We start from the raw sequence: 26,546 nt of genomic DNA on the forward strand, positions 1-26,546 counted from the left end.
AGAAGACGGGGGCCGGCACAACCGACCCGGTACGCGCCCGGTCCCTGGCCGCCTCGTCACCGCCCCTCCCACCTGTCGGGCACGACGACGCTGATCAGCCAGGTCACCACGGCCATCACGATGGCACCCCAGAACGCGGCCCAGAAACCGTCCACGTGGAACGGCAGGTCAAGCGCCCGGGCGATCCAGTCGGTCAGCAGGAACAGCAGGGCGTTGACCACCAGCGCGAACAGGCCGAGGGTGAGCAGGTAGAAGACACAGCCGACCACCTTGATCAGCGGCTTGAGCACCGCGTTCACCACGCCGAAGATCAGGGCCACGACGACCAGCGTGAGGGCGGAGCTGGTGCCGGACCGGCCGCTCACCTCCACCCCGGGCACGACCAGCGTGGTCACCCACAGCGCGACGGCGGTGATCACCAGCCGGATCAGGAAGCCCACCGTCCCATCCTGGCACCGGGGGCACCGGCCGGTGGGCCGATTCGGTCGACTCGGCTTCCGAGCGGCGGGCGGGTGCAACCCGTACGGTGTGTGGGGAACTGTCCGCCGAGATCCCGGGAGGGACTGATATGGGTCAGCCCGAAGAGGACTTCGCACCCAGCGACCACCTCAGCCCCGAGGAGCGCGACATGGAGGCCGAGCCGGCCGACGCGGTCGAGCAGGCCGCCGTGATCGATCCGGGCGACGCCGACACCGAGCCCCACCGTGGCCTGGAGGTCGGCGACTGGGACGCGATGGAGCAGGCGCGGGTGGTCGCCGCCGACGAGGACGACTACCGCTGAGCCGTACGCGGGCCGGACGACGCCGGACGGTCCCGGTGGCGTCCGGCCCGCGCGTCAGCGGGTGCGGTTGACCCGGTCCGGATGCCGCGCCGCCCACTGCGCCAGCCGGTCCTCCCGCAACGCCGCGAGGAACGCCGGGGCTTGCTCCGGATCCGGTGACAGCCGCCAGCCGAGGCCCTCCGGCGGCCCGACCGGGAAACTGAGCCCGACCGGGTCGACGGACTTCAGATCCGGAAGCACCCTCAGCAGGTCCACGAGAGTCGTGCCGTCGCCGTCCGTCATCAGGTCCGCGGCGACGATGTCGGACAGGGTGAGAAGCCTGACCGGGTTGGTCAACACCCCCTGTTCACCGGCCTGCCGGATCAACCCGGCGGCGAAGAGCTGCGTGTGCCGGTCCCGGTCGAGCCCGCCCTCGGGCAGTCCCCGCCGCTGCCGCAGCAGGTCGACCGAGGCGGCGCCGTCGAGCCGCTGGCAGCCGCTCGGGAAGACCCGCTTCGTGTGGACGGAGCGCACCTCGCGCGGCAGGCAGACCTCCACGCCACGGACCTCGTCGGTGAGCCGGCGCAGCACCGGGTAGGTGAGCACCGCGCCGGCGTCCACGCGTACGCCGGTCAGGTCGGTGACCACCCGGCGGGTCAGCTCGTAGCCGCCCTTCGGGTCGGGCCGGCCCTCGCCGGCGCCGTGCAGGAAGGCGGCGTTGAGCTTGTCGGTCCCGTGCCCGGGAATCGACACCGCCAGGTCGCGGGGCAGGGAGATGAGGTACGGCCGGCTGCGGTCGGCCGGGATGTGCACCAGCAGGATCGAGTCCGCCATCCGGGCGGGCTCCTTCGCCGAGCCGTCCGCGCCGAGCAGCAGGAAGTTCAGCGCGTCCGTCGGTGCCGGTCCGGTGGGCTCGGCGAGCAGGGTGGCGTCGCCGGCGACCCGGTCCGGCGTGAGCTGGGGTACCCCGATCCCGAGTACGCCGAGCAGGGCCAGCGCGGCACCGCCGGCCCGTAGCCGCAGCCGACGACGGCGGCGGGCTGCCGCGAGCCGGTCGATGGTGGACCGCAGTGGGCCGACGGGCGGAGCCAGGGCTTCGTGCCGGGCGAAGGCGGCACGCAGGTCGTCCTCGATCACGATCGGGCCTCCACGAATTCGGCGCGCAGCGTGGCCAGGGCGCGGGAGATGGACGAACGCACGGTCCCGACAGCGCAGCCGAGGATGTCGGCGATCTCCGCGTCGGGCAGGTCCTCGTAGTAGCGCAGCACCAGCGTGGCCCGTTGCCGGCGGGGCAGCCGGGACAGCCAGGACCAGACCTGGTCCCGCTCCACTGCGTGCTGGGCGTGGTCGGCCGGCGCCGGCACCGCGTCGTCGGGATCGGCGCGCAGCAGCACCCGCCGCATCCAGGAGCCCCGTCGCCAGTCGACGTACTGGTTGGTCAGCATCCGGCGGACGTAACGCTCGGGCGAGTCGGCGCGGGCCACCCGACGCCAGTTGAGCTGGACCCGGACCATGGTGTCCTGCACCAGGTCCTGCGCCTGGTGCGGATCGCCGGTCAGCATGACCGCGTACCGCAGCAGCGCGGCCAGCCGCGAGTCGGCGAACTCCTCGTACGTCACTGCACCTCCCGGACTCCTGCTCCTGAAGACGGATGCGGGCGGCCGGAACGTTGCGGCGGTCCTGGTCAGCTGTTCGGTCGATGTTTGCCCCGGTGGGGCGGACCGGGCAGCGGCAGCTCTTAAGGAGTCCTTAAGATCCGCTGGCCACTCCTGGCATTCCCACGGGAGGAACCCCCCCCACATGCTCACGCACTCCACCCGGCGCTGGCTGGCCGGGCTGGGCGTCGCAGGCGCGCTCGTCGCCGCCTCCGCCAGCCCCGCCGCCGCCGCGCCGGACGACATCGAGCTCTACTTCCCGGACACCACCGTCGCGCTCGACGCGCCGGGGAAGGTCCGGACGCTTCAGCTCTACACCGAAGTGCCGACCATGCTCCACGACGTCAGCGTCCGGTACGACTACCGGTCACTGGCCGGCAAGGTCACGCTGGACCCGGTGTTCGACGGAAACGACTGCGAGACCCCCGAGGCCGGCGTGCTCGTCTGCCGCGAGCACCTTCCGGTCCAGGTGGACGAGTACTACGGCGCCTGGCTGAACGACCTGGAGATCGTCGCCACCGACAAGGCGAAGCTCGACGACGCCGGCAGCCTGAAGATCAGCTTCCAGGTCGGCGGCAAGGAGCGGGCGACCTACACGGCGAAGATCCGCGTCGGCGAGGGCGTCGATCTGGCAGGCGGCCCCGAGCAGCAGTTCAAGGCTGCGGTCGGCGGCTCGTTCGAGGCGGACCTGACCGTCGCCAACATCGGCCAGACGACCGCCAAGGGTGTGGTCGCGCTGTTCGACAACGACTACCCGGTCCGCGCCAAGGACAAGTTCAGCAACTGCCTCTACGCCGAGGACTTCGTCATCGCCTGCAAGTTCGATGAGGAGATCCCGGCCGGTGAGGGACGCACCACCACGCTGAACTACCGGATCGCCGAGGACGCCTACGCGCCGTCGAACGCGTACGGCAACACCCGGTTCATGACCCCCAGTGACTTCGAGGAACTCTTCGCGGTCCGCGAGGCCTCCGGGGCGAAGGCCACCCGAGGTGGCACCGGCGCGAAGCTGACCCTGGCCAAGGCCTCCGCCATGGCCGCCCGGGCCGCCCAGACGGACACCGATCCCAACAACGACTTCTCCCCGATGCTGATCGAGATCACCGGGAAGAACGGCGCCGACCTGGAGGCGATCGGCGACAAGCTGGACGGCGCGGCCGGCAAGGTGGTGACGGCCACCGTCGGTTTCCGGAACAACGGTCCGGCGACGCTGGAGAACTTCCGCACGGACTCAGACGTCACCTACGTGAACGTCACCGTGCCGGAGGGCACCACCGCCGTCGAGGTGCCCGGCGACTGTGCGCCCCGCGTGGGCGACAGGACGGACTACTCCGAGGCCGGCACGCCTGGTGCCCGCGAGTACCGCTGCTATCCGGGCCCGTTCGCGCCCGCCGGGGAGGCGCTGACCGTGGAGTTCCGGCTGCGCATCGACAAGGTGATCGACAACGCGACCGGCGCGGTCAAGGTCAACGTCCCGTGCGAGTGCGAGGGCGGCTTCTACGACGATCTCAAGCCCGCCAACGACGCCGCCAAGATCCTGGTGAACGCGACCGGCGGCAACGGCGGCGGTGACGGTGACGGTGACGGTGACGGCGGCACCCTGCCGATCACCGGTGGGTCCACCGGCCTGATCGCCGGCATCGGCGGGCTGCTGCTCGTCGCCGGCGTCGGCGGCTACGTGGTGACCAAGCGCCGCAAGACCCGCTTCGTCGCCTGATCCACCCGCACCACCGGTGCCCCGCCGACCCCAGGCCGGCGGGGCACCGCCACATCCACGCCCCCATCCACCCACCCCCGGAACCCACCCCGACAGCACGCGCCCCCACCCCAGCTGGCCGCAGCCACCGGACGAACCGGGTCCACGACGGGTTTCCGGGGGAGCCCCGCCCGCGCAGGGATCAAGCCTGACCGCCCGGAGCGGGCGGGGCTCCCCCGGAAACCCCACCCGTCGAGCACCCGAAAACGGGACGACGCAAGATCGACGAGGCTGAGACCATGGGCGCGTGCTGCTCACCCTGACCACCACGCACCGCCCGGCGACCGACCTCGGACACCTGCTGATCAAGCACCCCGACCGCGCGCACTCCTTCGACGTGCCCGTCGGCACCGCGCACGTGTTCTACCCGGAGGCCAGCGAGCAGCGCTGCACCGCTGCCCTGCTGCTCGACGTCGACCCGCTGCGGCTGGCCGGCGCGCGGGGCAAGGGCCGCGGCCGGCAGCAGGCCCCTACCCCCGACAGCTTCACCCTCGGGCGGTACGTCAACGACCGGCCGTACGCGGCGTCCAGCCTGCTCTCCTCCGCGCTGTCCAAGGTGTACCGCTCGGCCCTGCGCGGCGAGTCCCGCGAGCGCCCCGAGCTGGCCCGCACACCGATCCCGCTTCAGGTGCGGGTGCCCGTGCTGCGGTGCCGGGGCGGCGCGGACGTGGCCGTCCGGATGTTCGGCCCGCTCGGCTGGGCGGTGACCGCCGCCCCGATCCCGCTCGACGAGCGGCACCCGGAGTGGGGCGACAGCCGGTACGTCGACCTGACGCTGACCGGCACGGTGCGCGTCGCCGACGCGCTCAACCACCTCTACGTGCTGATGCCGGTGCTGGACGACGCCAAGCACTACTGGGTCGCTCCGGACGAGGTCGACAAGCTGCTCCGGGCCGGCGAGGGCTGGCTGGCCGCGCACCCGGAGCGTGACGTGATCACCCGCCGCTACCTGGCGCACCGGCGGGCCCTCGCCGGCCTGGCCATGGCCCGGCTCGCCGAGCGGCGGCCGACCGACGAGCCGGCCGCCGAGCCGACGGTGGAGGCGACCGGAAACGAGGCGACCGGCGACGCGACGAACGGCGACGAGGCGAGCGGCGGGGACGGGGGCGGGCAGGTCGCCGCCCGGCGGGCGTCGCTGGCCGCGCGACGGCGGGAGGCGGTGCTCGGCGCGCTGGCCGAGGCGGGTGCGAGCCGGGTGCTGGACCTCGGCTGCGGCGGCGGTGCCCTGCTCGCCGCGCTGGTCGGCGACCGCCGGTTCACCGAGATCGTCGGCACCGACGTGTCCACGCACGCGCTGACCCTGGCCGCCCGGCGGCTGCGGCTGGACCGGCTGCCCGAGCGGCAGCGGGACCGGATCCGGCTGTCGCAGTCGGCGCTGACCTACCGGGACGACCGGCTGCGCGGGTACGACGCGGCGGTGCTGATGGAGGTGATCGAGCACGTCGACCCGCCCCGGCTGCCGGCGTTGGAGGACGCCGTGCTCGGTCACGCCCGTCCGGCGACCGTCGTGGTGACCACGCCGAACGTCGAGTACAACGTCCGCTACGAGGGGCTGCCCGCCGGGCGGTTCCGGCACGCCGACCACCGCTTCGAGTGGACCCGCGCGGAGTTCACCGCCTGGGTCGACCGGGTGTGCGCCACGTACGGCTACACCGCCGCGATCGGCGGGGTCGGCGACGACGATCCCGAGGTCGGCGCCCCCACCCAGCTCGTCGTGCTGACCCGGAAGGAGAACCCGTGACCACCCTCGACATCCCCGAGCTGGCCCTGGTCGCACTCGTCGGCGTCTCCGGCTCCGGCAAGTCCACCTTCGCGCGCCGGCACTTCGCGCCCAGCCAGGTGCTCTCCTCGGACACGTTCCGGGCGATGGTGGCCGACGACGAGAACGACCAGTCCGCCTCCGCCGACGCCTTCGAGGCGCTGCACCACGTCGCCGCCACACGGCTGCGCCGGGGCCGGCTCACCGTCGTCGACGCGACCAACCTCCAGCCGCACGCCCGGGCCGCCCTGGTGCGGGTGGCCCGCGAGCACGACGTGCTGCCGGTCGCCGTCGTGTTGGACGTGCCGGAGGCGCTGGCCTGGGAACGCACCGAGGGCCGCGCCGACCGCACCTTCGGCCGGCAGGTGCTCACCCGGATGCAGCGCGACCTGCGCCGCTCGTACGGGCAGTTGGCCCGGGAGGGCTTCCGGAAGGTGCACGTGCTGCGCGGCGTCGAGGAGATCGACGCCGCCGAGATCCGCTACGAGAAGCTGTTCAACGACCGGCGCGAGCTGGCCGGCCCGTTCGACATCGTCGGCGACGTGCACGGCTGCCGCGCCGAACTGGAGGCGCTGCTCGTCCGGCTCGGCTGGGAGCTGCGCCGCGACGAGCGGGGCCGGCCGGTGGACGCGACGCACCCGTCGGGGCGTACCGCCGTCTTCGTCGGTGACCTGGTGGACCGCGGCCCGGACTCCCCCGGCGTGCTCCGCCTGGTGATGGGCATGGTCGCCGCCGGGCACGCGATCTGCGTGCCCGGCAACCACGAGCAGAAGCTGCTGCGCCGGCTGCGCGGCCGCGAGGTGCGGCTCACCCACGGGCTGGCCGAGACGATGGAGCAGTTGGCGGCGGAACCGGACGCCTTCGTGGCCGAGGTGGCGAGCTTCATCGACGGCCTGGTCAGCCACTTCGTGCTCGACGGCGGCCGGCTGGTGGTCGCGCACGCCGGGCTGAAGGAGGCCTACCAGGGCCGCGCGTCGGGCCGGGTGCGCTCGTTCGCGCTCTACGGCGAGACCACCGGCGAGACCGACGAGTACGGGCTGCCGGTGCGCTACCCGTGGGCGCGGGAGTACCGGGGCTCGGCGATGGTGGTCTACGGGCACACGCCGGCCGCCGTGCCGGAGTGGGTGAACAACACGATCTGCGTCGACACCGGCTGCGTCTTCGGCGGCCGGCTCACCGCGCTGCGCTACCCGGAGAAGGAACTGGTCTCGGTGCCGGCCGAGCGGGAGTGGTACGCCCCGGTCCGCCCGCTGTCCGCCGCACCGGCCCGGCCGGACCAGGTGCTGGAGCTGACCGACGTGACCGGCCGGCGGCACATCGAGCACGCGTACGGGTCGCTGACGGTGCCGGCGGAGAACGCCGCCGCCGCGCTGGAGGTGATGAGCCGCTTCGCGGTCGACCCGCGCTGGCTGGCGTGGCTGCCGCCGACGATGGCGCCCTGCTCGACGGCCACGGCGGGCGGCTTCCTGGAGCACCCGGCGCAGGCGTTCGCCGACTACCGCGCGGCGGGGGTGGACCGGGTGGTCTGCGAGGAGAAGCACATGGGCTCGCGGGCGGTGGTGCTCGTCTGCCGGGAGGCCGACGGCGGGCCGTTCGGGCCGGGCGGCGGAGTGGTGCACACCCGCACCGGCCGCCCGTTCTTCGGGGCGCCGCTCGACGCGGAACTGCTCGACCGGGTACGCACGGCGGTCGGCGGGGCGGGGCTCTGGGACGAGCTGGGCACCGACTGGCTGCTGCTCGACTGCGAGCTGCTGCCCTGGTCGGCGAAGGCGGGCGGCCTGATCCGCGAGCAGTACGCCGGGGTCGGCGCCGCCGGCCGGGCCGCGCTCCCGGCGGCGCTGGCCGCGCTGGAGGCGGCGGCCGGTCGGGGCCTGCCCGTGGACGGGCTGCGCGACCGGATGGCCCGCCGCCGCGACGAGATCCTGGCCTACTCCGAGACCTACCGGGCGTACGTGGGGCCGACCGACGGGCTGCGCGGGGTGACCCTGGCCCCGTTCGCGGTGCTGGCCGGCGCGAAGGCCAGCTACGCCGACCGGGACCACGGCTGGCACCTGGGGCTGGCCGACCGGCTCTGCGCCGCCGACCCGGAGTTCTTCACGCCGACGCGCCGCGAGGTCGTCGACCTGGCCGACCCGGCCGCCGAGGTGGCGGCCACCGAGTGGTGGCTGGCGCTGACGGCGGCCGGCGGCGAGGGCATGGTGGTGAAGCCGTACGCCGGGCCGGCGGCCCGCACCGAGCGGGGTTCGCTGCTCCAGCCGGGCATCAAGTGCCGGGGCCGGGAGTACCTGCGGATCATCTACGGGCCGGGCTACGACGAGCCGGAGCAGCTCGCCGCGCTGCGCCGCCGGTCGCTGGGGCGCAAGCGGGGGATGGCGCTGCGCGAGCACGGGCTGGGGCTCGCGGCGCTGGACGCGCTGGTCGCCGGTGCTCCGCTGTGGCGCCGCCACGAGCTGGTCTTCGCGATCCTGGCCTGCGAGTCCGAGCCGGTCGACCCCCGGCTGTGACGTCGAGCACCGGTGTGGGGGGCAGCCACCTAGACTACGGACGTTCCGTCACCGACCGGCATACTTCGGAGGTCGCCTCGTGCCGACGCCCACCACCACCCTGGCCCTGGGGCCGAGTTGGCTCGATCCAGAGGTGTTGATCTCGACGTTCGGGCTGATCGGCATCCTGGTGATCGTCTTCGCCGAGTCCGGCCTGCTGATCGGGTTCTTCCTGCCGGGCGACTCGCTGCTGTTCACGGCGGGGCTGCTCACCGCGGACGGGAAGTACATCACCTACCCGCTGTGGCTGGTCTGCCTGCTCATCACCATCGCGGCGATCGCCGGCGACCAGGTCGGGTACGCGTTCGGCCGCAAGGTCGGCCCCGCGCTGTTCCGCCGGCCCAACTCGAAGCTGTTCAAGCAGGAGAACGTGCTCAAGGCGCACGACTTCTTCGAGAAGTACGGCGCGCGCTCCATCGTGCTGGCCCGCTTCGTGCCGATCGTGCGGACGTTCACGCCGATCGTGGCCGGGGTCAGCCGGATGAACTACCGCACGTTCGTGATCTACAACGTGATCGGCGGCGTGCTCTGGGGCACGGGTGTGACGGTGCTCGGCTACTTCCTGGGCCAGATCCCGTTCGTCAAGGCGAACATCGAGGCGATCCTGATCGCCATCGTGTTGATCTCGGTGGTCCCGATCGCCGTCGAACTGCTCCGGGCACGGATGGCCGCCAAGCGGGGCACCACCCCGCAGGAGATCGCCGCCGCCGAGGAGGCGATCCGGGAGACCCGCGAGCACTACGGCAAGCACTGACCGCCCGGCCGTCCGGTGCCGTTCCCGTTCGGGAATGGCACCGGACGATCGGTGAAGGTCAGCGCGCCTTCTTGGTGGCGCGCTTGCGCGGCGGCGTCAGCAGATCGGCGATCGTGGCGATCGCCGTCGGCACCAGCCGGTAGTAGGCCCAGACACCACGCTTCTCCCGCTCCAGCAAGCCGGCCTCGGTGAGGATGCGCAGGTGGTGACTGACCGTCGGCTGCGAGAGGCCGAGGGGTGCGGTCAGGTCGCACACGCACGCCTCGCCCTCGGGCGCCGACTGGATCAGGCTGAGCAGCCGCAGTCGAGCGGGGTCGGCGAGGGCCTTGAGGACCCCCGCGAGACGCTCGGCATCGGCACGTTCGATCGGCTCGCCGGCAAGCGGCGAGATCTGAGGCATAGTCATTTCAGCCAACGCAGTTCCCACGAATTCCATCCTTCCACCAGCAGCATCGATCCGCCTGCATATCGGCGGATCCGAATCGGCAGACTTTTACGCCACAAGGCCGAGGTCAGCCAACGTAAAGGCCGCCCGATACGGCAATCCGGCGGCTCGCACCGCGTCGCCGGCGCCTCGATCAACAATAACCGCCACACCCACGATCTCGGCCCCGACCTCGCGAAGGGCCTCGACCGCCGTCAACACGCTTCCCCCGGTGGTGGACGTGTCCTCCACCGCCAACACCCGCCGGCCGGCCACGTCCGGCCCTTCGATCCGACGCTGGAGCCCGTGCGTCTTTCCCGCCTTGCGAACCACGAACGCGTCCACCGGGCGATCGGTGTCGGACGCGGCGTGCACCATCGACAGCGCCACCGGGTCGGCGCCGAGGGTCAGCCCGCCCACCGCTTCGTATTCCCAGTCGGCCGTCAGGTCACGCATCACGCGCCCCACCAACGGAGCCGCCTGGTGATGGAGCGTCACGCGACGTAGATCGACGTACCAGTCGGCCTCGCGGCCCGAGGAGAGCACGACCCGGCCGTGGACCACAGCCAGGTCAGTGATGAATTTACGCAGGTCGTCGTGGTCCCCCATGCCGATAGAGGGTACTGCTCAAGTCTGTACGTCGTGTGTGGGGTCCACCCGGATCAACCCTGGGAACGACCTCGGGTGGCGAGGACCGGCTACGCTGAGCGACCGTTCAGCCGGACATAACGGGCGATCGACGGGGGCCGACGCGACGAGCCGTCGTCGAGCCGCCGCTCAGCCGACGTCGCGGCCGATCCGCCCCCGGGTGTCGCGGGACACCGCCTCCAGCAGTCGCCTGGGCGCGTGCCGCAGCCCCGCCACGGCGAGCTTGTACTTCCACGCCGGAACGCTGACCAGCTTGCCTTTCCGCAGGTCACGCAAGGCTTCGTCGACCACGTCGTCGGCCCGCAGCCACATCCACTCCGGCGTCTTCGACATGTTGATGCCGGCGCGCTCGTGGAACTCCGTACGCGTGTAGCCAGGGCAGAGCGCCATCACGCGTACGCCGTAGGGGCGGGCGGACTGGCCGACGGACTCGCTGAAGTTGGTGACCCACGCCTTGCTGGCGGAGTATGTCGAGCCCGGCATGACCGCGCCGAACCCCGCCACCGAAGAGACATTTATCACTGCCCCGGAGCGCCGCTCGGTCATCGGACGCAGGGCCGCGAGGGTCAGCCGCATCACGGCGTGCACGTTGAGCCGCAGCAGCCGCGCCTCGTCCTCGGCGGACGACCGCAGGAACGGGGTGTTCAGGCTGATCCCGGCGTTGTTCACCAGCAGCCCGATCGGCGTGCCCCCGGTCAGCCGCCGCTCCACCGTCGCGCAACCGTCGTCCGTGGACAGGTCGGCGGGGATCGTCTCGACCTCCCGGCCGTGGCGCCCGGTCAGCTCGTCGGCCGTCGCGGACAGCCGGGCCGCGTCGCGGGCCACCAGCACCAGGTGCCAGCCGTCGGCGGCCAACCGGCGGGCGAAGGCGGCACCGATGCCGGCGGTCGCTCCGGTGATCAGGGCCCGCCGCTCGCTGGTCGGCTCGTCGAGCGTCACGGGCGGTCCTCACCTCGGCGGGTACGGGGGCGCGGGCGGCGCCCCGGGCGGCTGCTGCGGGGGCTGGACGGGTGGCGGCGCGGGGTGCTGCGGGGCGGCCGGCACGGGCCGCCGGCGGAACCAGGCGCTCGCCGCCGGCAGTGCCAGCAGCACGGCTACCACAAGGTAACCGAGCACCTGGCCGACGGAAAGCCCCGCCCCCAACGGGATCCACCAGGACGGGTAGGCGTCGGCGAGGAGGCCGAAGAGTTCCGCCGTCGCCCGGTCGTCCTCCCCCGAGCCCAGCGGGGTGGCGCGCTGGCCGATCAGCAGCGCCAGCCCACAGCATCCGGAGACCAGCCCCAGCCCCGCCACCACCCAGGTCGCGGTGCGGGCGCCGTCGCGGCCGGCCCGCAGGCCCGCTGCGAGACCGGCGAGGAGCAGCCCCGCGAGCAGGCTCACCACCGCCGTCAGCACGGTGGAGACGCCGAGCAGGCCGACCACCCGGTCGACCTGGTCCGGGCCCGCCGAGGTCTCCGCGGCGTCGGCGCGGAACCGGTCGACGGTGCCGCCGCGCGTCGCCACGCCGGCGACGGCGTACGCGAGGGCGGCGACCGCCATCAGCGCCAGCACCGCCACGGCCGCCGTGACCACGGCCGGGCGACGGGCCGGTGCCCGATCGGGGTACGACACGACGAGTCCCTCCGGTAGGCGTTCGGGTTGCAACCTACTCGGAGGGACCGTCGGCGTCGCTGTTATCGACCGGTCAACTCACCGGCGGCGGGGTCGGGCCGGGACGGTCCGACCCGGGCTGCTCGCCACCCGGGTTCGACCCCGGCTGGTCCCCGCCGAACGGCGTGGACGGCGGCGGGTAGCCCGGCTGGTCGGAGCCCTGCGGCTGCCCCGGCGTCGGCGGGTAGCCCGGCGTGGCCGGGTAACCCGGCTGACCGGTCTGCGGGTAACCGGGCTGGCCGGCCTGCGGGTAGGCCGCACCCGGAACCGGCGGCTCCCAGCCCTGCTTCGGCTTGCGGAAGAACTCGTTGGCCTTCGGCAGGGCCAGCAGGATCAGCGCGGCGAGCAGCGCGAGCAGCCCGAGCACGCCGAGGAGGGTGGTGACCGGGGTGACCCAGCCGGGCAGCGCCTCGTCGAGACGACGCTGGATCTCCTCCGGGCTCGGCCCGTCGCCGGTCGTCTGACCGGTGCCGATGCCGCCGCCCAGCCCGCTGACCAGCCCACCGCCCGTGCAGCAGACCATGATGCCGCCGAGCACCCAGGTGGTGATCCGCGATCCGTTGCTGCCCCGGTTGTTGAACACCCCGAGCACGGCGAGCACGACCGCGAGCAGGAGCACGAAGACGGAACCACCGATGGCGAACATCGTGGTGATGTCCGCCAGGTTCTGCGTGCCGTTGGCGTCGGTGCCCCGGTACGCCTCGTCGAGCGTCTCCGAGATGGTGCCGATGGTGGACAGCGTGATGATGAGGCCGATCAGCTGGGTGAGCGCGAACAGCCACAGCAGATACGTCGAAATGGTCACCACACCCGGCCGGGTGCGGGCCGGCGTGTTGTGGGAATCGACCATGATTCTCCTTCCCTAGATCGCGGTCACACCGTATCCAGGTCGGGCCACTCCGGCACGTCAGACGGACATCGACCCGCCGTACGACGGGTGGCCGGAGGGCCGGAGAGCGACGCCTCAGTAGCCGCGCCACTCCGCGCGGGCGTACTCCAGCACCCGGGGCTGGAGCAGGGTGGAGGCCGGCACGTCCACCCGGCGGCGGTCGGCCGGGAAGTTGCCGGCGGCGGCCAGGGTCGCCGCGTCGAGGAAGCGAAGCCCGGAGGCGCCCGGCGGCAGGGCCAGGGCGGGCGCGGTCGGCCCGGGGGCCGCCAGCAGGAAGCCCCAGTCGCCGAAGGACGGCACGTCGACGTGGTACGGCGTGGTCGCGAAGCCCGCCTCGCGCAGCGACGCCTCGATCGACCAGTACGACCGGGGCGCGAAGTACGGCGAGCCGGACTGCACCACCAGCCGGCCGCCCTCGGCGAGCACCGTACGCACCAACGCGTAGAACTCGACGGTGTAGAGCTTGGCGGTGGCCGTCTCGTCGGGGTCGGGCAGGTCGGCCACCACCGCGTCGAACCGGTCGGCGGCGGTACGCAGCCAGGCGAACGCGTCGGCGTGCACCACCCGCACCCGGGGGTCGTCGAGCGCCCCGGCGTTGAGCCGGCGCAACTGCGGCTCGCTGCGGGCCAGCGCCACCACCGCCGGGTCCAGGTCCACCACGGTGATCCGCCGGACGTCGGGATAGCGCAGCAGCTCGCGTACGGCGAGGCCGTCCCCGGCACCCAGCACCAGCACCTCGCCGCGCGGGCCGTTCAGCACCGGATGCACCAGCGCCTCGTGGTAGCGGTACTCGTCGACGGAGCTGAACTGGAGGTCACCGTTGAGGAAGAGCCGCAGGTCGGTGCCGGCGCGGCCGGTCTCGGCGACCGAGCGGGTGAGCACGATCTCCTGGTACCGGCTGCGCTCGGCGTGCACCACCGGGTCCCGGTAGAGCTGCTGGCGGGCGGTCAGCTCGAAGTCGTGCGCGGTCACCCACGCGTACCCCAGGCTGAGGAAGACCACGACGCTGCCGGCGCCGAGCGCGACGCGCGCCCGGCGGCTCAGCTCCCGCCGGAACACCGTGCAGACCAGCGCGAGCCCGGCGACGGCGTTCACCGCGCCGACCACCAGCGCCCCCTTGAGCTGGCCGAAGACCGGCAGCAACAGGAACGGGAAGGCCAGCCCGCCGAGCAGCGCGCCGACGTAGTCGGCCGCGAACAGGTCGGCCACCGCGCTGCCGGCGGCCTGCTCCCGGATGCGTTGCAGCAGCACCATCAGCAGCGGGATCTCCGCGCCGATCAGCAGGCCGAGCACGAACGCGGTGCCGATCAGCGCGGGGCCGTAGAGGTCCAGCCACGCGAAGGCCGCGTAGAGGCCGAGCACGGAGAGGCCACCGAGCAGGGCCAGGGCCAGCTCGATCGCGGCGAACGCGGCGGCGGCCCGGGGCTGCAACGGCTTAGCGGCAAGCGCGCCGACGCCCATCGCGAACACCATCACGCCGAGCACGATCGACGCCTGCCCGACCGTGTCCCCGATCAGGTAGCTGCCGAGGGCCACCAGGGCCAGCTCGTAGACCAGGCCGCAGGCGGCGCAGACGAAGACGGCGACGAGCACCGCCGCGCGGGACAGCCGCCACCGCGCGGGCGGTGCCGGCGCCTCGACGGTCACCGCCCCTCCGGCGTACGCCCGCGAGCCGGGACGCCCCTCGCCCGCGCGGTCCCCTCGGCGCCCTTGCGGCGCTGGCGGCCGCGCTGCCAGAAGCCGGCGGCGAACAGCAGCGCGGTGAACAGCAGCAGGCCGATCGCGGCGAGCAGGTAGCCCCAGCGGTCGCGCCAGAGGTCGCTACCCGCGTCGGGCAGGGGCGCCGGCTCGGCGGTCGCCGCCGCCGGGGTCGGCGCCGGCTCCACCACCCCCGCCTCGGCGGCGAGCAACGGCAGCGAGACGGCCGCCCGGGTGACGGCCCAGCCGGGCTCGTCGACGAAGGCGTCCTCGGTCAGCCCGAGCCGTTCCAGCCCGTTCCGCATCCGTAGGCGGGCGGTCGCGGGGACGTCGTCGGACGTCTCCACCGTGACGCGGGCGAAGTCGTTGCTCTCGCTGCTCTCCGAGGTGTATGCGACCCGCGCGACCACCTGCACCCAGCGCGGGCAGGCCGCGTTCTCCTCGACCGCCACCCCCTCGCCGAGGTTCGACCCGACGCTGAGGTCGGTGTAGCGGTAGTAGTCCTGCAGCACCCAGCCGTAGCAGATGCCCTGGCTGTCGCTGGAGCGTTGCAGGATCGGCACGGTGTCGCCGCGTTCCTGAGCGGTCGGCGGCAGCACGTCGTCCCCGCCGTCGCGGCCGTTGACCACACCGATGCCCACGCAGCACAGGACGACCACCCCGATGACCACCCAGACGATCCAGGTGCCCTTGGTCGCGTTCGCGCCCGCCGCCTTCTGCCCGCCGGTGGTCTTCGCCCCGGTCATCAGCTGATCGCGGCGGCGATGATCGCGCCGGTGGCGAGGTGCACGACGGCGGAGACCCAGACCGCCGGGTGCGGCTGCTGGTCGACCAGGATCTCGCCGAGCTTGCCCGGCGTGGCCACGTCGAGCAGCACGAACGCCGCCGCCATGATGACCAGGCCCAGGACCCCGTACGCGGACGCGCCGACGATGCCGAGCACGAAGTCGTCGTCGCTGGCGGCGATCGCGGCGACCACGATGATGCCGACGCCGGCCAGGTTGGAGGCGAGCAGCAGCGCCGCGTTGCGGTTGCGCTCGGTCCAGATCAGCTGGTTGAGCCGGCCGGGGGTGGCGAGGTCCACCAGGACGTAGCCGATACCCATCAGCAGGACGCCGACCGCCCCGTAGGCGAGGGTGACCAGCAGATCGGTGACGAGGGTCTGCACAGGAGGCTCCAGGGTGAGGGGGGTCGGTGCGTCACTTGCCGCTGCCGGGGCCGCCGCCCCGGACGGTGCTGCCACGGCCCCAGCCCCAGTGGGAGCCGACCGTGGAGTGGTAGCGGGGATAGGCGGTGCTCATGCGCTCCAGCAGGATCACCGAGCCGGCGGCGATGGGCAGGATCACCACCGAGTCGTCGTCGTAGCGCAGGTACACGCCGCTGCCGTCGACGTACTGGTCGGCCGGCTGCCACGCGTCGGTGACCTCCTTCGCCACCTGACTCGGCGAGCGGGGCGAGGTGTAGGCGATGGCATTGCGGCCGATGTCCTGGCTCGCCGCCCGCTTGTACTTGTCCTCCACGAAGCCGCGCGGGGAGAAGCTGCCGTAGAAGATGGCGAAGGCGGCGACCAGGGCGCCGATGACGGCGAACGCCACCCCCACCACGAACCAGCGTCGGTACGTCATCGCAGTGCCACCACCGTCTCGGTCAGGACCAGCTCGTTGGTCTGGGGATACGCGTGCCAGGTGCGCCAGGCGAGGGTGCCGGCCGGCGGGTCGGGGCGGACCGCCAGCGCGGTCACCGCGTCGGCGTCGCCGGGAAACACGCCCACCAGGGCGTACGGGTCGTCGGCCAGGTCGGCGCGGAGGGCGGCCACCTGCTCGCTCAGCCCCGCGCCGGCGGGCCGCAGCACGGTCGCCGTGAAGTGGTAGCCGCTCGCCTCGTCCCGCACCGCACCGGGCAGCTCGGGCGGGCGGCCGGGCAGGCAGGCGACCGTCTCGGTCAGCGTGGCGTCGGGCGCGTGCAGGACCACCTGGTGCGAGGCGCCGAGCAGCCGCAGCCGCAGCCGGACGCCGTCGGGCAGGTCGAGGTCGAGCACGTGCAGCGCGGGCCGCTCGACGTCGTCGAGCGCGAGGCTGAGGTCGGCGGCGCTGGTGTCGACGTACGGGGCGTCGAGGGTGACGAGCATCAGCCCACCTCGGACTGCGGATAGATCATCACGTCGCCGCGGTGCAGCAGCTCACCGAGCGCCACCTCCCAGCCCGCCTCGCCGTACGCCTCGAAGGAGAGCCGGGCCCCGCCGGGCGCCTGGTAGTCGTGGTACCGCATGGTGCCGGTCGGGTCGAGGCCGGTGTTGCCGACGGCGGTGAAGCGCGCCTGGCCGGACTCGTTCCAGTTGTAGCGGCGGCCGGCGAAGTCGATCGTCGGGGCGCCCGGGGTGACGGTGGCGCCCTGCTCGGCCCCCCAGAGCACCAGCTCCAGCTCCGGGTCCTCCTCCACGGAGAGCCAGCGGCGCACGCCGGCGGCGTCGTCGAGCAGGTGTTCCGCCCAGCTCCAGCCGCCCTCGACGAGGCGGATCGAGCCGCGCACCGCGTACGAGGTGCCCCGGATCTCGACGATGTCGCCGGGCTTCAGGCGGCGCGGGTCGCCGCGCAGCGCGTCGGCGTCGCGGTCCCGCAGCGGGTCGCCCGGCCCCTTGGCCCGTTGTTGCGGGCGGGACCGCGTCCGGTTCCAGGCCACCACGGCCACCACCAGACCCGCGACCCCGACCAGACAGCCCACCGCCGCCAGCACGTATGCGATCGTCCCGCTCATCCCGACCACCTCCCCAGGTACGTCGGCGGAGACGGTAACAACCCCGCGCACCTGGGGAAACTGCTTGGCCAGGGAGTGAGAGCGCGGTTACGCCACGTGCCCGGGCGCCGGGGCCGGCTCAGCCCTCGGCCGGGCCTGTTCCCGGGGCTTCCGGCCGCTGCGGAGGCTGATGCGCCGCCGGGTCGGGGCAGCGGAGATGACCGGGCAGGGCGGCACCGTAGGCACCGGGCACGGTCGGCGAGGCGTAGGCGGGATACAGGGGGTACGCGCCAGGCGGCAGCGGTACGACGGGTGACTCTGTCCGGGGCACGAACCACCGGTGGGCGGGCGGCAGCGCCAGCAGCAGCACCACCGCGACGGTGAGCAGCAGCACGCTCAGTACCCCGAGCCCGGCCAGCGGGAACAGCACGGCCTCGAAGGGGTCGGGCCGGGCGTAGAGGGCCTCGATGAACTTCGACTCCGCCCAGATCTCGGCCTCCGCGCCGGCAGGACCCTCCGGCGGGTATTCGCCCTCCACGTACGGCCCGTCATCGAAGCCGAAGGCGAAGAGCAGCGGGAACACGAGCACCCCGACGAGGCTCTGGGCGCAGCAGAGGACCAGCTGGACGCCGCCGGCCACGAAGACCATGACCCGGGCGACGTTGCCGCCACGACGCACCGGCCGCGCGGTGGCGGCGAACCAGCCCGCGAGCAGCAGCGTGGGCAGACCGAGCACCACCGCCATGGTGACGTTGCTCCACCGCTCGCCGCGCACCTCGTCCGGGTCGGCGTCTGGGACCGCCCGCACCGCTCGGTCGATCTGGCCGTCCCACTGGATCGCCTGGGTGACCACCAGTGCCACCAGGCCGAGCAGGACCAGCACGATGACGAGCTGTGACCAGAAGGCGATGGTGACGGTGACGGGTCGAGGCGGGCGTACCGGGGCGTCGGCAGGCGGCGTCATCTCACGGAAGCTACGGAACTGAGGGTCGCCACCGGCACGCCCGAACGGGCAGCGCCGGACGGCGGACGGATCATGCGCCGCCGCGCCGCCGCGCCGCGTACTCGCGCAGGGTGGTGCGGTCCATGACGCAGCCGGTGAAGGTGCCGACCTCGGCGGGATCGTCGCCCAGCGCCACCCACGCGGCCCGCCCGGCCGACGGGTCGGCGCGCTCCAGCAGCGTGGCGGCGTAGACGCGGCCGGCCGGGGTCGCCTCGGCGAGCAGCCGGTCGAGTCGCGGGCGTACGCCCTCGGGGTCCTGGGCGAGCGCCGCCTCGACCCGCTGGTACGCCTCGGTCACCGGCAGCATCGTCCCGGCGATGCCCACGCCGCCGAACGCCACAGTCTCGGCCTGCCGCAGTTCGTCGAGGGCCGCCTCGATCTCGCGGTCCCGCTTCTTCCCGATCCCGAACATGTCCCTGTTCCTTCCCCGTCGCGCCCACGCCCACCCTGTCGATCAAGAGGTTCGCGTCCTCGGCGGCGCTCCCGCGACGCGAACCCCCCGATCGACGAGGGCGGTCCTCAGGCTGCCGAGACCACCAGGGCGTCCTTGGTGTCTGCCAGGTCGACCCTGACCGTGTCGCCGTCGCGGATCTGGCCCGACAGGAGCGCCTTGGCGAGCTGGTCGCCGATCGCCGTCTGGACCAGGCGACGCAACGGGCGGGCGCCGTAGATCGGGTCGTAGCCGTGCTCGGCGAGCCACACGCGGGCGGCGTCGCTGATCTCCAGTGCCAACCGACGGTCGGCGAGACGGGCTCGCATCCGGTCGAGCTGGATGTCGACGATGGCCCGCAGGTCGTCCCCGCGTAGCGCGGCGAAGACCACGATGTCGTCGAGGCGGTTGAGGAACTCCGGCTTGAAGTGCGAGCGGACCACCGCGAGGACGCCCTCCCGGCGCTGCTCCTCGGCCAGCGTCAGGTCGCCGATCACCGACGAGCCCAGGTTGGAGGTGAGGATCAGGATCGCGTTGCGGAAGTCCACCGTGCGGCCCTGCCCGTCGGTGAGCCGACCGTCGTCGAGCACCTGGAGCAGGATGTCGAAGACGTCCGGGTGGGCCTTCTCGACCTCGTCCAGCAGGATCACCGAGTACGGCCGGCGGCGCACCGCCTCGGTGAGCTGGCCGCCCTCCTCGTAGCCGACGTAGCCGGGCGGGGCGCCGACTAGCCGGGCGACGGAGTGCTTCTCGCCGTACTCGCTCATGTCGATGCGGACCATGGCCCGCTCGTCGTCGAAGAGGAACTCGGCGAGCGCCTTGGCCAGCTCGGTCTTGCCGACGCCGGTCGGGCCGAGGAAGAGGAAGCTGCCGGTCGGGCGATCGGGGTCGGCGACTCCGGCCCGGGCGCGGCGTACCGCGTCGGAGACGGAGCCGACCGCCTCGGCCTGACCGACCACCCGGGCGCCGAGCGACTCCTCCATCCGCAGCAGCTTGGCGGTCTCGCCCTCCAACAGCCGCCCGGCGGGGATGCCGGTCCAGGAGGCGACCACGGCGGCGATGTCGTCGGCGCCGACCTCCTCCTTGAGCATCGCGCCTTCGGCCTGGAGGCGGGCCAGCTCCTCCTCGGCCTGCTTCAGCTCGGCCTTGAGGGCGGGGATGCGGCCGTAGCGCAGCTCGGCGGCGCGCTCCAGCTCGCCGTCGCGCTCGGCCCGCTCGGCCTCGCCGCCGAGCCGCTCCAGCTCCTCCTTGGCGGTGGAGAGCTTGGTGATGTGGCTCTTCTCCAGCTGCCAGCGCTCCGACAGGGCGGTGAGCTGCTCGCGCTTGTCGGCCAGCTCCTTGCGCAGCCGCTCCAGCCGCTCGGCGGAGGCGGCGTCCGGCTCCTTGGCCAGCGCCATCTCCTCGATCTCGAGCCGGCGCACCGCCCGCTCGATCTCGTCCACCTCGACCGGCCGGGAGTCGATCTCCATCCGGAGCCGGGACGCGGACTCGTCGACCAGGTCGATCGCCTTGTCGGGCAGGAACCGGTCGGTGATGTAGCGGTCCGACAGGGAGGCGGCGGCGACCAGCGCGGCGTCGGTGATGCGTACGCCGTGGTGCACCTCGTAGCGCTCCTTCAGGCCGCGCAGGATGCCGATGGTGTCCTCGATGGTCGGCTCGCCGACCAGCACCGGCTGGAAGCGGCGCTCCAGGGCCGGGTCCTTCTCGATGTGCTCGCGGTACTCGTCCAGCGTGGTGGCGCCGACCATCCGCAGCTCGCCGCGGGCCAGCATCGGCTTGAGCATGTTGCCGGCGTCCATCGAGCCTTCGCCCTTGCCGGCGCCGACGACGGTGTGCAGCTCGTCGAGGAAGGTGATGACCTGCCCGTCGGAGTTCTTGATCTCCTCCAGGACGGACTTCAGCCGCTCCTCGAACTGGCCCCGGTACGACGCCCCGGCGACCATCGCGCCGAGGTCGAGGGAGACGAGCTTCTTGTCCCGCAGCGACTCGGGCACGTCGCCGGCGACGATCCGCTGGGCCAGGCCCTCCACGATGGCGGTCTTGCCGACGCCCGGCTCACCGATGAGCACCGGATTGTTCTTGGTGCGGCGGGACAACACCTGGATCACCCGGCGGATCTCCGAGTCCCGGCCGATGACCGGGTCGATCTTGCCGTCGCGGGCGCTCGCGGTCAGGTCCACGCCGTACTTGGCCAGGGCCTGGTAGGTCTGCTCGGGGTCGGCGCTGGTGACCCGGCGGTCCCCGCCGCGTACCGACGGGAACGCGGCGACCAGCGTCTCCTCGGTGACGCCGGCGGACTTGAGCGCGTTCGACACCGCCCCGCCCACGCGGGCCAGGCCGGCGAGCAGGTGCTCGGTGGAGGTGTACTCGTCGCCGAGCGGCCGGGCGATCTGCTCGGCGGCCCCGATGGCGTTGACGAACTCCCGGGCCAGGGTCGGCTCGGCGATGCTGGAGCCCCGGGCGGCGGGCAGGTTGTCGACCGAGCGCTGGGCGACCCGGCGCAGCTCGGCGGGGTCGGCCCCGACGGCGCGCAGCAGGCCGGCGGCGGTCGAGCCGTCGGTGTCCAGCAGTGACAGCAGCAGGTGCCAGGGCTCCACGGTGGCGTGCCCGCGCTGGTTCGCCAGCGCGACGGCACCGGTGATGGCTTCGCGGCTCTTGGTGGTGAGACGTTCCGTGTTCATGGGCTCCCCCGGATCGGCGTGTCCACTGAGAAGGACACAACCAGAGTTGAGCCTATTCCGCTCAACCCTGGCGGCGTGAGCCGGATCACACCTACCACCCCGGGCGTCCGCCGGGCGGTCGCGGCACACCCCGATGCCGTACGCCATCCTCGCGGCCGGGCACGGGCGTCCGTCCGTGGCAAACGGATACCGGCGGATCACTGAGCGGCAACCGGCCTCCTGACGATATTCGCAGGTGACAGCGGGGAGTAGCCTGACCGCCGTGCGCGTACGTGTCGAACAGACCGCCCTGCCCGGCATCGGGGTCCGTCACGATCTACTGACGGAATCCGGCCGCCGCCTCGGCGTCGTCTCCCACCGCAATGGCCGCCGTGACCTCGTCCTGTACGACCCGGACGATCCCGACTCATGTCAGCACGACATACCGCTGACCGACGACGAGGCGGAGGCGCTCGCCGACATCCTCGGCGCGTCCCTGATGCTCGGCCAGCTCTCCGGGCTGCGCGACCAGGCCGCCGGGCTGCTCACCGAGCAGATCGCCATTCCGGCCGGGTCGAAGTACGTCAACCGCAAGCTCGGTGACACGCAGGCACGCTCCCGCACGAGCGCCTCGATCGTCGCGGTGCTGCGCCACGGCGAGGTGATCGCCTCGCCGGATCCGTCCTTCCGCTTCGCCGCAGGCGACGTGGTGGTCGTCGTCGGGACCCGCAAGGGTCTCGACGGAGTGACAGCCATCCTCGCCGACAGCGACCCGGACGGCTGAGGCCCGGATGCACGAAACGACAACCCTGCTCGTCGAGGTCGGCGCGCTGCTGTTCCTGCTCGGTCTCCTCGGCCGGCTGAGCCGCCGGATCGGCCTTTCGCCCATCCCCCTGTACCTGCTCGCCGGCCTCGCCTTCGGGCACGGTGGCCTGCTCACCCTCAACGCCAGCGAGGAATTCTTCGCGGTCGGCGCGGAGATCGGCGTGATCCTGCTGCTGGTGATGCTCGGTCTCGAGTACTCGGCCAACGAGCTCGTCGGCAACCTGCGCGCCGCCGCCCCCGCCGGGCTGATCGACGGGGTGCTGAACGCCCTGCCGGGGGCGGCGTTCGCGCTGCTGCTCGGCTGGGACTGGGTCGCCGCCCTGGTGCTGGCCGGCATCACCTGGATCTCCTCCTCCGGGGTGATCGCCAAGGTCCTCTCCGACCTGGGCCGCCTCGGTAACCGGGAGACCCCCGTGATCCTCTCGATCCTGGTGATCGAGGACCTCGCCATGGCGTTCTACCTGCCCCTGCTGACGGCGGTGCTCGCCGGCAGCGGCCTGCTCGGGGGTGGCCTCACGCTCGTGGTCGCGGTCGGCACCGTGCTCCTGGTGCTGGTGGTCGCCATCCGGTACGGCAACCTGATCTCCACCGCCATGTCGGCGAAGGACCCGGAGGCGCTGCTGCTCGGCGTACTCGGGATGACCCTGCTGGTGGCCGGCATCGCGGCGAAGCTCCAGGTGTCGGCGGCGGTCGGGGCGTTCCTGGTCGGCATCGCGCTCTCCGGGCCGGTGGCGCACCACGCCACGGAGCTGCTCACGCCGCTGCGGGACCTCTTCGCCGCGGTCTTCTTCGTCTTCTTCGGGCTGGTCACCGACCCCCGGGACATCCCGCCGGTGCTGCTGCCCGCGCTCGCGCTGGCCATCGTCACCATGGGGACGAAGACGCTCACCGGCTACCTGGCCGCCCGCCGGGTCGGCATCGGCGAGCCCGGTCGATGGCGCGCCGGCCTGGCCCTCGTGCCACGGGGTGAGTTCTCCATCGTCATCGCGGGCCTCGCGGTGGCCGCAGGCAGCGTCGAGCCGAAACTGGCGGCGCTCGCGACGGCGTACGTGCTGCTCACCGTGGTGACCGGGCCGATGCTGGCACGCCTGCCCGACTTCGCGTGGTTCAAGCGCTGGCTGCGGCAGCGCGGCGCCGCCCAGCAGGCCAGGCCGGCAGCCGTACCGGACTGACCGTCATCGGCCGAGGGCCGAGGGCCGAGCCCGCAGCCGTGGGCCGTGGGCCGTGGGCCGTGGGCCGTGGGCCGTGGGCCGTGGGCCGTGGGCCGTGGGCCGTGGGCCGTGGGCCGAGTGCTCGGCCGGGGGGCCGGATCGACCGTACGGTCGGCCCGGCCCTCAGCCGACGGATGTCGAATTGCTCCCCGCGGGGTCTACCGCCGAACAGCGCTCCGGGTTACCGTTTCGCCCCAGCAGCCAGAGCTCGCGGGTGGCCGACGCCCCCTGCGGACGAGAGCGGAAGGTTGGCCGTGAGCGTGCAGGAGTCGACGTTCCACGGCTTCGCCAACCCCGTCGACCCGAGCCCCACCGAGCTGCGCGCCTGGGCCTACCAGCCCGACTCCGTACCGCTCACGTCGATGCCGCCCGACTGGGACCTGCTGGTCTCCGGCGACCGGCTGGTGGCGGTGCTCTTCGACCTGGCGATGGACCAGTCCTGCCCGGCGCGCCGCTTCGCGCTGCACTGCCTCTACATCTACGCCGCCGACGGCATCCGGACGAACTTCCGCGCCCACCCGAAGCGGCGCTTCCGCAAGCTGGTGGAGCAGGCCGAACGCAACGGCGACGACCTGATGCGCACCTGGGCGTACAACAGCCGGGCGTTGCTCGCCCGCCCGGAACTCTTCGTCTACCGGGACTGGTGCGAGGGCGGCCTGGTCCGGGAGAACCGCCGCATCGCCTGAACCCAGGATCGGGCGAACGGGCCGGGACCCCCGCAGGGAACCCCACGGCGTCCCGGCCCCGAAACGGCGAACAAGCCGCGACCCCCACAGGGAACCCCACGGCGTCCCGGCCCCGAAACGGCGAACGGGCCGGGACCCCCCGTGGGTCCCGGCCCGCACGTCGGCGGATCGTCAGTGTTCCGATCCGCCCTGCTCGCGGCGTCCCGCCCGGTCACGCTCCTGGTCGGTGCCGTGGTCGGCCCGGTCGGCGAACGCGCCGTTCTCGACCTTGTCGGTGAAGCGGCCCTCGGTGACCCGGTCGAACCTCTCCCGGGCGTTCTTCGCCACCTCCTGGAGCCGTTCCTCCGTCTGCTCGGCAACCTTCCGCGCGGCTTCCGTCATGGCTCCCCCTGCCATTGGAGTCCGGATTAAGCGGGTTGGACCTGATTCGCAGGTTAGCCGATCCGGCACCTTCCGCGCGGGCGAACCCGCAACCGCGCGCGAGTGGAACACCACGGCTGTCATCCGAGGGCGGTGACACCCGTGGTGTTCCACTCGACGACGCCCGACCGGCGCAAAGGCCTGGGGCAAAGGCCCGGGGCAAGGCGCGCCGAACCCTCATGGGACGGCGCAAGCCGTGCGGAGCCGCCCGGCCGGCACAAGCGCCCGCAGAACCCGCCGGGGCTGCGCAACCGCGCGGGACCGACGGGTCGGCCCGCAGACCGCGCGGGGCCGCCGGGCGGGCCGGGAAGACGGTCGCGCCCGGCCGCGAAAGGGCGGCCGGGCGCGATGCGGTGCGGTGTCGTCAGCGCTCGGGGCGGCGCGGACGCCAGACCACCAGCGCGGTGGAGGTGCGGTTGGTCGGCACCAGGTCGCTGCCGGGGAAGCGGGCCAGCGCCTCCAGTTCGGCGATCCGGCGGTACGCGGCGTCCAGTTCCGCCTCCAGCCGGGCCACCCGCTGCTGCGCCTCCTCCAGCAACCGCTCCAGCCCGATGATGCGCTTGACCCCGGCGAGGTTGATGCCGTCGTCCTGGCTGAGCCGCTGCACCTCGCGCAGCAGCACCACGTCGCGGACGCTGTAGCGCCGCCCGCCACCGGCTGCCCGTCCCGGCTGGACGAGGCCCAACCGGTCGTACTGGCGCAGGGTCTGCGGGTGCATCCCCGCCATCCGCGCCGCCACCGAGATCATCAGCACCTTGGCCTCGTAGGCAGGGTCACTCGAGCCGACGAACTCGTCCGACATCCCGCTCACCTCCGCGTGCGCTCCACCGAGCCGACTGAACACCGGGTCAACTGAATCGACGTACCCGCGCCTCGAGATGTTCCCGGGCGGCCGGCGGGGTCTGCGCGGCGAAGCTCTCCAACGCCGCACGCGCCTCGTCGGACACCTTCGCGGGCACCACCACGTCGAGCGTCACGAGCAGGTCGCCCGCCTGGCCGTCCCGGCGGACCACCCCCTTGCCCCGGGCCCGCAGGATCCGGCCGCTCGGCGTGCCCGGTGGCACCCGCAGGGTCACCGTGCCGTCGAGGGTGGGCACCCGCAGGTCCGTGCCGAGCACGGCCTCCGCGAAGGTGACCGGCACCGTCAGCGTGAGGTCGTCGCCGGTACGCCCGAAGAGCTCGTCCGGCCGCACCTTCACGTGTACGAAGAGGTCGCCCGCCGGGCCACCCCGCGCGCCGGGCTCGCCCCGCCCGGCCAGCCGGATCTTCTGGCCGTCCGCCACGCCGGCCGGGAAGCGGACGTTCAACGTGCGGGTCTTGGTCACCCCGCCGGTGCCCTGGCACTCGGGGCACTTCTCGTCCACGACCGTGCCCACGCCCTGGCAGTTGCGGCACGGTTCGGAGAAGCTGAACGACCCCTGGTTGCGGTTGGTCACCCCGGCCCCGTGGCACACCTGGCAGGTGCGCGGCGAGGTGCCGGGCTTGGCCCCGTTGCCGTGGCAGGTGTCGCACACCCCGGGGGCGCGCAGCGTCAGCGGGAACGTCACCCCGCGTACGGCGTCGCCGAAGTCGAGGGCCACCTCGGCCTCGATGTCCCGCCCCCGGGCCGGGCCACGGGCCGCCGCCCCACCGGCGGGACCGCCGGCACCGCCCGAGAAGATCGAACTGAACAGGTCCTGGAAGCCGGCCCCGCCGAAGCGGCGGTCACCGCCTCCGCCGGCGGCGCCCCCGAACAGGTCGGAGACGTCGAACGGCACGCCGCCGGGCTGGCCGGCGCCACGGGCGCCACGGCGGAAGGCGCCCGAGCCGAACAGCGACCGCAGCTCGTCGTACTCCCGCCGCTTGGCGTCGTCGCCGAGGACGGCGTACGCCTCGGAGGCGGCCTTGAAACGCTCCTCGGCCTTCGGGTCGCCGGGGTTGTGGTCCGGGTGCGAATCCCGGGCCACCTTCCGGTACGCCTTCTTGACGTCGTCGGCGGAGGCGGCCTTGTCCACGCCCAGCACGGCGTAGAAGTCCTTCTCGATCCAGTCCTTGGAACTCAC

28 protein-coding genes are annotated in these 26,546 nt (G+C 73.0%); 8 read left to right on the top strand and 20 right to left on the bottom strand.

Features of this window, described 5'->3' with window-relative positions:
* Nucleotides 1-56: 56 nt before the first annotated feature.
* The gene (locus tag AC5L34_RS05775; RefSeq protein WP_441173763.1) at nucleotides 57-440 is read right to left on the bottom strand and encodes a phage holin family protein; all 384 of its coding nucleotides are present in this window, start codon (nucleotides 438-440) and stop codon (nucleotides 57-59) included.
* Between the two features lie 128 nt (nucleotides 441-568).
* Here AC5L34_RS05775 and AC5L34_RS05780 point away from each other — a divergent pair, with 128 nt between their 5' ends.
* Nucleotides 569-781: a hypothetical protein gene (locus AC5L34_RS05780; RefSeq protein ID WP_494824002.1), complete on the top strand. Its 213-nt coding sequence runs from the start codon at nucleotides 569-571 to the stop codon at nucleotides 779-781.
* 54 nt (nucleotides 782-835) lie between these two features.
* Here the strand turns inward: AC5L34_RS05780 and AC5L34_RS05785 are convergent, their stop codons facing one another.
* Nucleotides 836-1,897: an LCP family protein gene (locus AC5L34_RS05785; RefSeq protein WP_494824004.1), complete on the bottom strand. Its 1,062-nt coding sequence runs from the start codon at nucleotides 1,895-1,897 to the stop codon at nucleotides 836-838.
* Nucleotides 1,894-2,379: a SigE family RNA polymerase sigma factor gene (locus AC5L34_RS05790; protein ID WP_494824006.1), complete on the bottom strand. Its 486-nt coding sequence runs from the start codon at nucleotides 2,377-2,379 to the stop codon at nucleotides 1,894-1,896. The genes AC5L34_RS05785 and AC5L34_RS05790 overlap by 4 nt, the downstream gene beginning before the upstream one ends.
* A gap of 181 nt (nucleotides 2,380-2,560) precedes the next feature.
* Between AC5L34_RS05790 and AC5L34_RS05795 the strand changes: the two genes are divergently transcribed.
* The 4 genes from AC5L34_RS05795 (at nucleotide 2,561) to AC5L34_RS05810 (ending at nucleotide 9,227) form a co-directional block, all read left to right on the top strand.
* Entirely contained in the window at nucleotides 2,561-4,132 is a 1,572-nt protein-coding gene (locus AC5L34_RS05795; RefSeq protein ID WP_494824008.1) for an LPXTG cell wall anchor domain-containing protein, read from the top strand.
* 286 nt (nucleotides 4,133-4,418) lie between these two features.
* On the top strand, nucleotides 4,419-5,912 hold the full coding sequence (locus AC5L34_RS05800; RefSeq protein ID WP_494824009.1) for a 3' terminal RNA ribose 2'-O-methyltransferase Hen1: 1,494 nt from the start codon (nucleotides 4,419-4,421) through the stop codon (nucleotides 5,910-5,912).
* The gene (locus AC5L34_RS05805; protein WP_494824011.1) at nucleotides 5,909-8,434 is read left to right on the top strand and encodes a polynucleotide kinase-phosphatase; all 2,526 of its coding nucleotides are present in this window, start codon (nucleotides 5,909-5,911) and stop codon (nucleotides 8,432-8,434) included. The genes AC5L34_RS05800 and AC5L34_RS05805 overlap by 4 nt, the downstream gene beginning before the upstream one ends.
* A gap of 79 nt (nucleotides 8,435-8,513) precedes the next feature.
* Entirely contained in the window at nucleotides 8,514-9,227 is a 714-nt protein-coding gene (locus AC5L34_RS05810; RefSeq protein ID WP_441173771.1) for a DedA family protein, read from the top strand.
* Nucleotides 9,228-9,285: 58 nt separating this feature from the next.
* Here the strand turns inward: AC5L34_RS05810 and AC5L34_RS05815 are convergent, their stop codons facing one another.
* The 14 genes from AC5L34_RS05815 to clpB form a co-directional block, all read right to left on the bottom strand.
* On the bottom strand, nucleotides 9,286-9,663 hold the full coding sequence (locus AC5L34_RS05815) for an ArsR/SmtB family transcription factor (protein ID WP_089002658.1): 378 nt from the start codon (nucleotides 9,661-9,663) through the stop codon (nucleotides 9,286-9,288).
* 57 nt (nucleotides 9,664-9,720) lie between these two features.
* Nucleotides 9,721-10,260: an orotate phosphoribosyltransferase gene (pyrE, locus tag AC5L34_RS05820; protein ID WP_089002659.1), complete on the bottom strand. Its 540-nt coding sequence runs from the start codon at nucleotides 10,258-10,260 to the stop codon at nucleotides 9,721-9,723.
* Nucleotides 10,261-10,428: 168 nt separating this feature from the next.
* Nucleotides 10,429-11,238, bottom strand: a complete 810-nt coding sequence (locus AC5L34_RS05825) for an SDR family NAD(P)-dependent oxidoreductase (RefSeq protein ID WP_441173773.1) — start codon at nucleotides 11,236-11,238, stop codon at nucleotides 10,429-10,431.
* Nucleotides 11,239-11,247: 9 nt separating this feature from the next.
* Nucleotides 11,248-11,910, bottom strand: coding sequence for a hypothetical protein (locus tag AC5L34_RS05830; protein ID WP_441173774.1), 663 nt, complete (start codon nucleotides 11,908-11,910; stop codon nucleotides 11,248-11,250).
* Nucleotides 11,911-11,983: 73 nt separating this feature from the next.
* A complete protein-coding gene (locus AC5L34_RS05835; RefSeq protein ID WP_494824014.1) occupies nucleotides 11,984-12,799 on the bottom strand; it encodes a hypothetical protein in 816 nt (271 codons plus the stop codon).
* Between the two features lie 114 nt (nucleotides 12,800-12,913).
* On the bottom strand, nucleotides 12,914-14,485 hold the full coding sequence (locus AC5L34_RS05840) for a polyamine aminopropyltransferase (protein WP_494824015.1): 1,572 nt from the start codon (nucleotides 14,483-14,485) through the stop codon (nucleotides 12,914-12,916).
* On the bottom strand, nucleotides 14,482-15,282 hold the full coding sequence (locus AC5L34_RS05845; RefSeq protein ID WP_441173777.1) for a hypothetical protein: 801 nt from the start codon (nucleotides 15,280-15,282) through the stop codon (nucleotides 14,482-14,484). The genes AC5L34_RS05840 and AC5L34_RS05845 overlap by 4 nt, the downstream gene beginning before the upstream one ends.
* Entirely contained in the window at nucleotides 15,282-15,704 is a 423-nt protein-coding gene (locus AC5L34_RS05850) for a DUF350 domain-containing protein (protein ID WP_363622600.1), read from the bottom strand. The genes AC5L34_RS05845 and AC5L34_RS05850 overlap by 1 nt, the downstream gene beginning before the upstream one ends.
* A 31-nt stretch (nucleotides 15,705-15,735) precedes the next feature.
* Nucleotides 15,736-16,161: a DUF4247 domain-containing protein gene (locus tag AC5L34_RS05855; protein WP_441173778.1), complete on the bottom strand. Its 426-nt coding sequence runs from the start codon at nucleotides 16,159-16,161 to the stop codon at nucleotides 15,736-15,738.
* Complete coding sequence (locus AC5L34_RS05860) at nucleotides 16,158-16,664, bottom strand: DUF2617 family protein (RefSeq protein ID WP_441173779.1); 507 nt, start codon at nucleotides 16,662-16,664, stop codon at nucleotides 16,158-16,160. The genes AC5L34_RS05855 and AC5L34_RS05860 overlap by 4 nt, the downstream gene beginning before the upstream one ends.
* Nucleotides 16,664-17,290, bottom strand: a complete 627-nt coding sequence (locus AC5L34_RS05865) for a DUF4178 domain-containing protein (protein ID WP_441173780.1) — start codon at nucleotides 17,288-17,290, stop codon at nucleotides 16,664-16,666. The genes AC5L34_RS05860 and AC5L34_RS05865 overlap by 1 nt, the downstream gene beginning before the upstream one ends.
* A 118-nt stretch (nucleotides 17,291-17,408) precedes the next feature.
* Nucleotides 17,409-18,233 carry a hypothetical protein gene (locus AC5L34_RS05870; protein WP_441173781.1) on the bottom strand — a complete coding sequence of 275 codons (825 nt, stop codon included), beginning with the start codon at nucleotides 18,231-18,233 and terminating at the stop codon, nucleotides 17,409-17,411.
* Nucleotides 18,234-18,303: 70 nt separating this feature from the next.
* The gene (locus AC5L34_RS05875) at nucleotides 18,304-18,684 is read right to left on the bottom strand and encodes a hypothetical protein (protein WP_441173782.1); all 381 of its coding nucleotides are present in this window, start codon (nucleotides 18,682-18,684) and stop codon (nucleotides 18,304-18,306) included.
* A gap of 107 nt (nucleotides 18,685-18,791) precedes the next feature.
* On the bottom strand, nucleotides 18,792-21,383 hold the full coding sequence (gene clpB, locus AC5L34_RS05880; RefSeq protein ID WP_494824019.1) for an ATP-dependent chaperone ClpB: 2,592 nt from the start codon (nucleotides 21,381-21,383) through the stop codon (nucleotides 18,792-18,794).
* A 262-nt stretch (nucleotides 21,384-21,645) separates the two neighbouring features.
* Here clpB and AC5L34_RS05885 point away from each other — a divergent pair, with 262 nt between their 5' ends.
* The 3 genes from AC5L34_RS05885 (at nucleotide 21,646) to AC5L34_RS05895 (ending at nucleotide 24,084) form a co-directional block, all read left to right on the top strand.
* Entirely contained in the window at nucleotides 21,646-22,146 is a 501-nt protein-coding gene (locus AC5L34_RS05885) for a cation:proton antiporter regulatory subunit (protein WP_121397280.1), read from the top strand.
* A 7-nt stretch (nucleotides 22,147-22,153) separates the two neighbouring features.
* Nucleotides 22,154-23,359, top strand: a complete 1,206-nt coding sequence (locus AC5L34_RS05890) for a cation:proton antiporter (RefSeq protein ID WP_494824020.1) — start codon at nucleotides 22,154-22,156, stop codon at nucleotides 23,357-23,359.
* 293 nt (nucleotides 23,360-23,652) lie between these two features.
* Complete coding sequence (locus AC5L34_RS05895; protein WP_441173785.1) at nucleotides 23,653-24,084, top strand: hypothetical protein; 432 nt, start codon at nucleotides 23,653-23,655, stop codon at nucleotides 24,082-24,084.
* Between the two features lie 171 nt (nucleotides 24,085-24,255).
* On the opposite strand, the gene AC5L34_RS05900 is transcribed toward AC5L34_RS05895, so the two are convergent.
* The 3 genes from AC5L34_RS05900 to dnaJ all read right to left on the bottom strand — a co-directional run bounded on the left by AC5L34_RS05900 (nucleotide 24,256) and on the right by dnaJ (nucleotide 26,546).
* The gene (locus AC5L34_RS05900) at nucleotides 24,256-24,465 is read right to left on the bottom strand and encodes a hypothetical protein (RefSeq protein ID WP_494824022.1); all 210 of its coding nucleotides are present in this window, start codon (nucleotides 24,463-24,465) and stop codon (nucleotides 24,256-24,258) included.
* 403 nt (nucleotides 24,466-24,868) lie between these two features.
* A complete protein-coding gene (locus tag AC5L34_RS05905) occupies nucleotides 24,869-25,306 on the bottom strand; it encodes a heat shock protein transcriptional repressor HspR (protein WP_089002673.1) in 438 nt (145 codons plus the stop codon).
* 46 nt (nucleotides 25,307-25,352) lie between these two features.
* Entirely contained in the window at nucleotides 25,353-26,546 is a 1,194-nt protein-coding gene (gene dnaJ, locus AC5L34_RS05910) for a molecular chaperone DnaJ (protein ID WP_441173787.1), read from the bottom strand.

The sequence above is a fragment of the Micromonospora sp. ZG13 genome (assembly GCF_059359355.1).

Bases quoted from the DNA above. Each gene is read 5' to 3' on its own strand.
- AC5L34_RS05795 (WP_494824008.1), top strand. From the start codon at position 2,561: ATGCTCACGCACTCCACCCGGCGCTGGCTGGCCGGGCTGGGCGTCGCA.
- AC5L34_RS05780 (WP_494824002.1), top strand. From the start codon at position 569: ATGGGTCAGCCCGAAGAGGACTTCGCACCCAGCGACCACCTCAGCCCC.
- AC5L34_RS05900 (WP_494824022.1), bottom strand. From the start codon at position 24,465: ATGACGGAAGCCGCGCGGAAGGTTGCCGAGCAGACGGAGGAACGGCTC.
- AC5L34_RS05905 (WP_089002673.1), bottom strand. From the start codon at position 25,306: ATGTCGGACGAGTTCGTCGGCTCGAGTGACCCTGCCTACGAGGCCAAG.
- clpB (WP_494824019.1), bottom strand. From the start codon at position 21,383: ATGAACACGGAACGTCTCACCACCAAGAGCCGCGAAGCCATCACCGGT.
- AC5L34_RS05815 (WP_089002658.1), bottom strand. From the start codon at position 9,663: ATGGAATTCGTGGGAACTGCGTTGGCTGAAATGACTATGCCTCAGATC.
- AC5L34_RS05870 (WP_441173781.1), bottom strand. From the start codon at position 18,233: ATGACGCCGCCTGCCGACGCCCCGGTACGCCCGCCTCGACCCGTCACC.
- AC5L34_RS05890 (WP_494824020.1), top strand. From the start codon at position 22,154: ATGCACGAAACGACAACCCTGCTCGTCGAGGTCGGCGCGCTGCTGTTC.
- AC5L34_RS05835 (WP_494824014.1), bottom strand. From the start codon at position 12,799: ATGGTCGATTCCCACAACACGCCGGCCCGCACCCGGCCGGGTGTGGTG.
- pyrE (WP_089002659.1), bottom strand. From the start codon at position 10,260: ATGGGGGACCACGACGACCTGCGTAAATTCATCACTGACCTGGCTGTG.
- AC5L34_RS05855 (WP_441173778.1), bottom strand. From the start codon at position 16,161: ATGACGTACCGACGCTGGTTCGTGGTGGGGGTGGCGTTCGCCGTCATC.
- AC5L34_RS05860 (WP_441173779.1), bottom strand. From the start codon at position 16,664: ATGCTCGTCACCCTCGACGCCCCGTACGTCGACACCAGCGCCGCCGAC.
- AC5L34_RS05865 (WP_441173780.1), bottom strand. From the start codon at position 17,290: ATGAGCGGGACGATCGCATACGTGCTGGCGGCGGTGGGCTGTCTGGTC.
- AC5L34_RS05845 (WP_441173777.1), bottom strand. From the start codon at position 15,282: ATGACCGGGGCGAAGACCACCGGCGGGCAGAAGGCGGCGGGCGCGAAC.
- AC5L34_RS05875 (WP_441173782.1), bottom strand. From the start codon at position 18,684: ATGTTCGGGATCGGGAAGAAGCGGGACCGCGAGATCGAGGCGGCCCTC.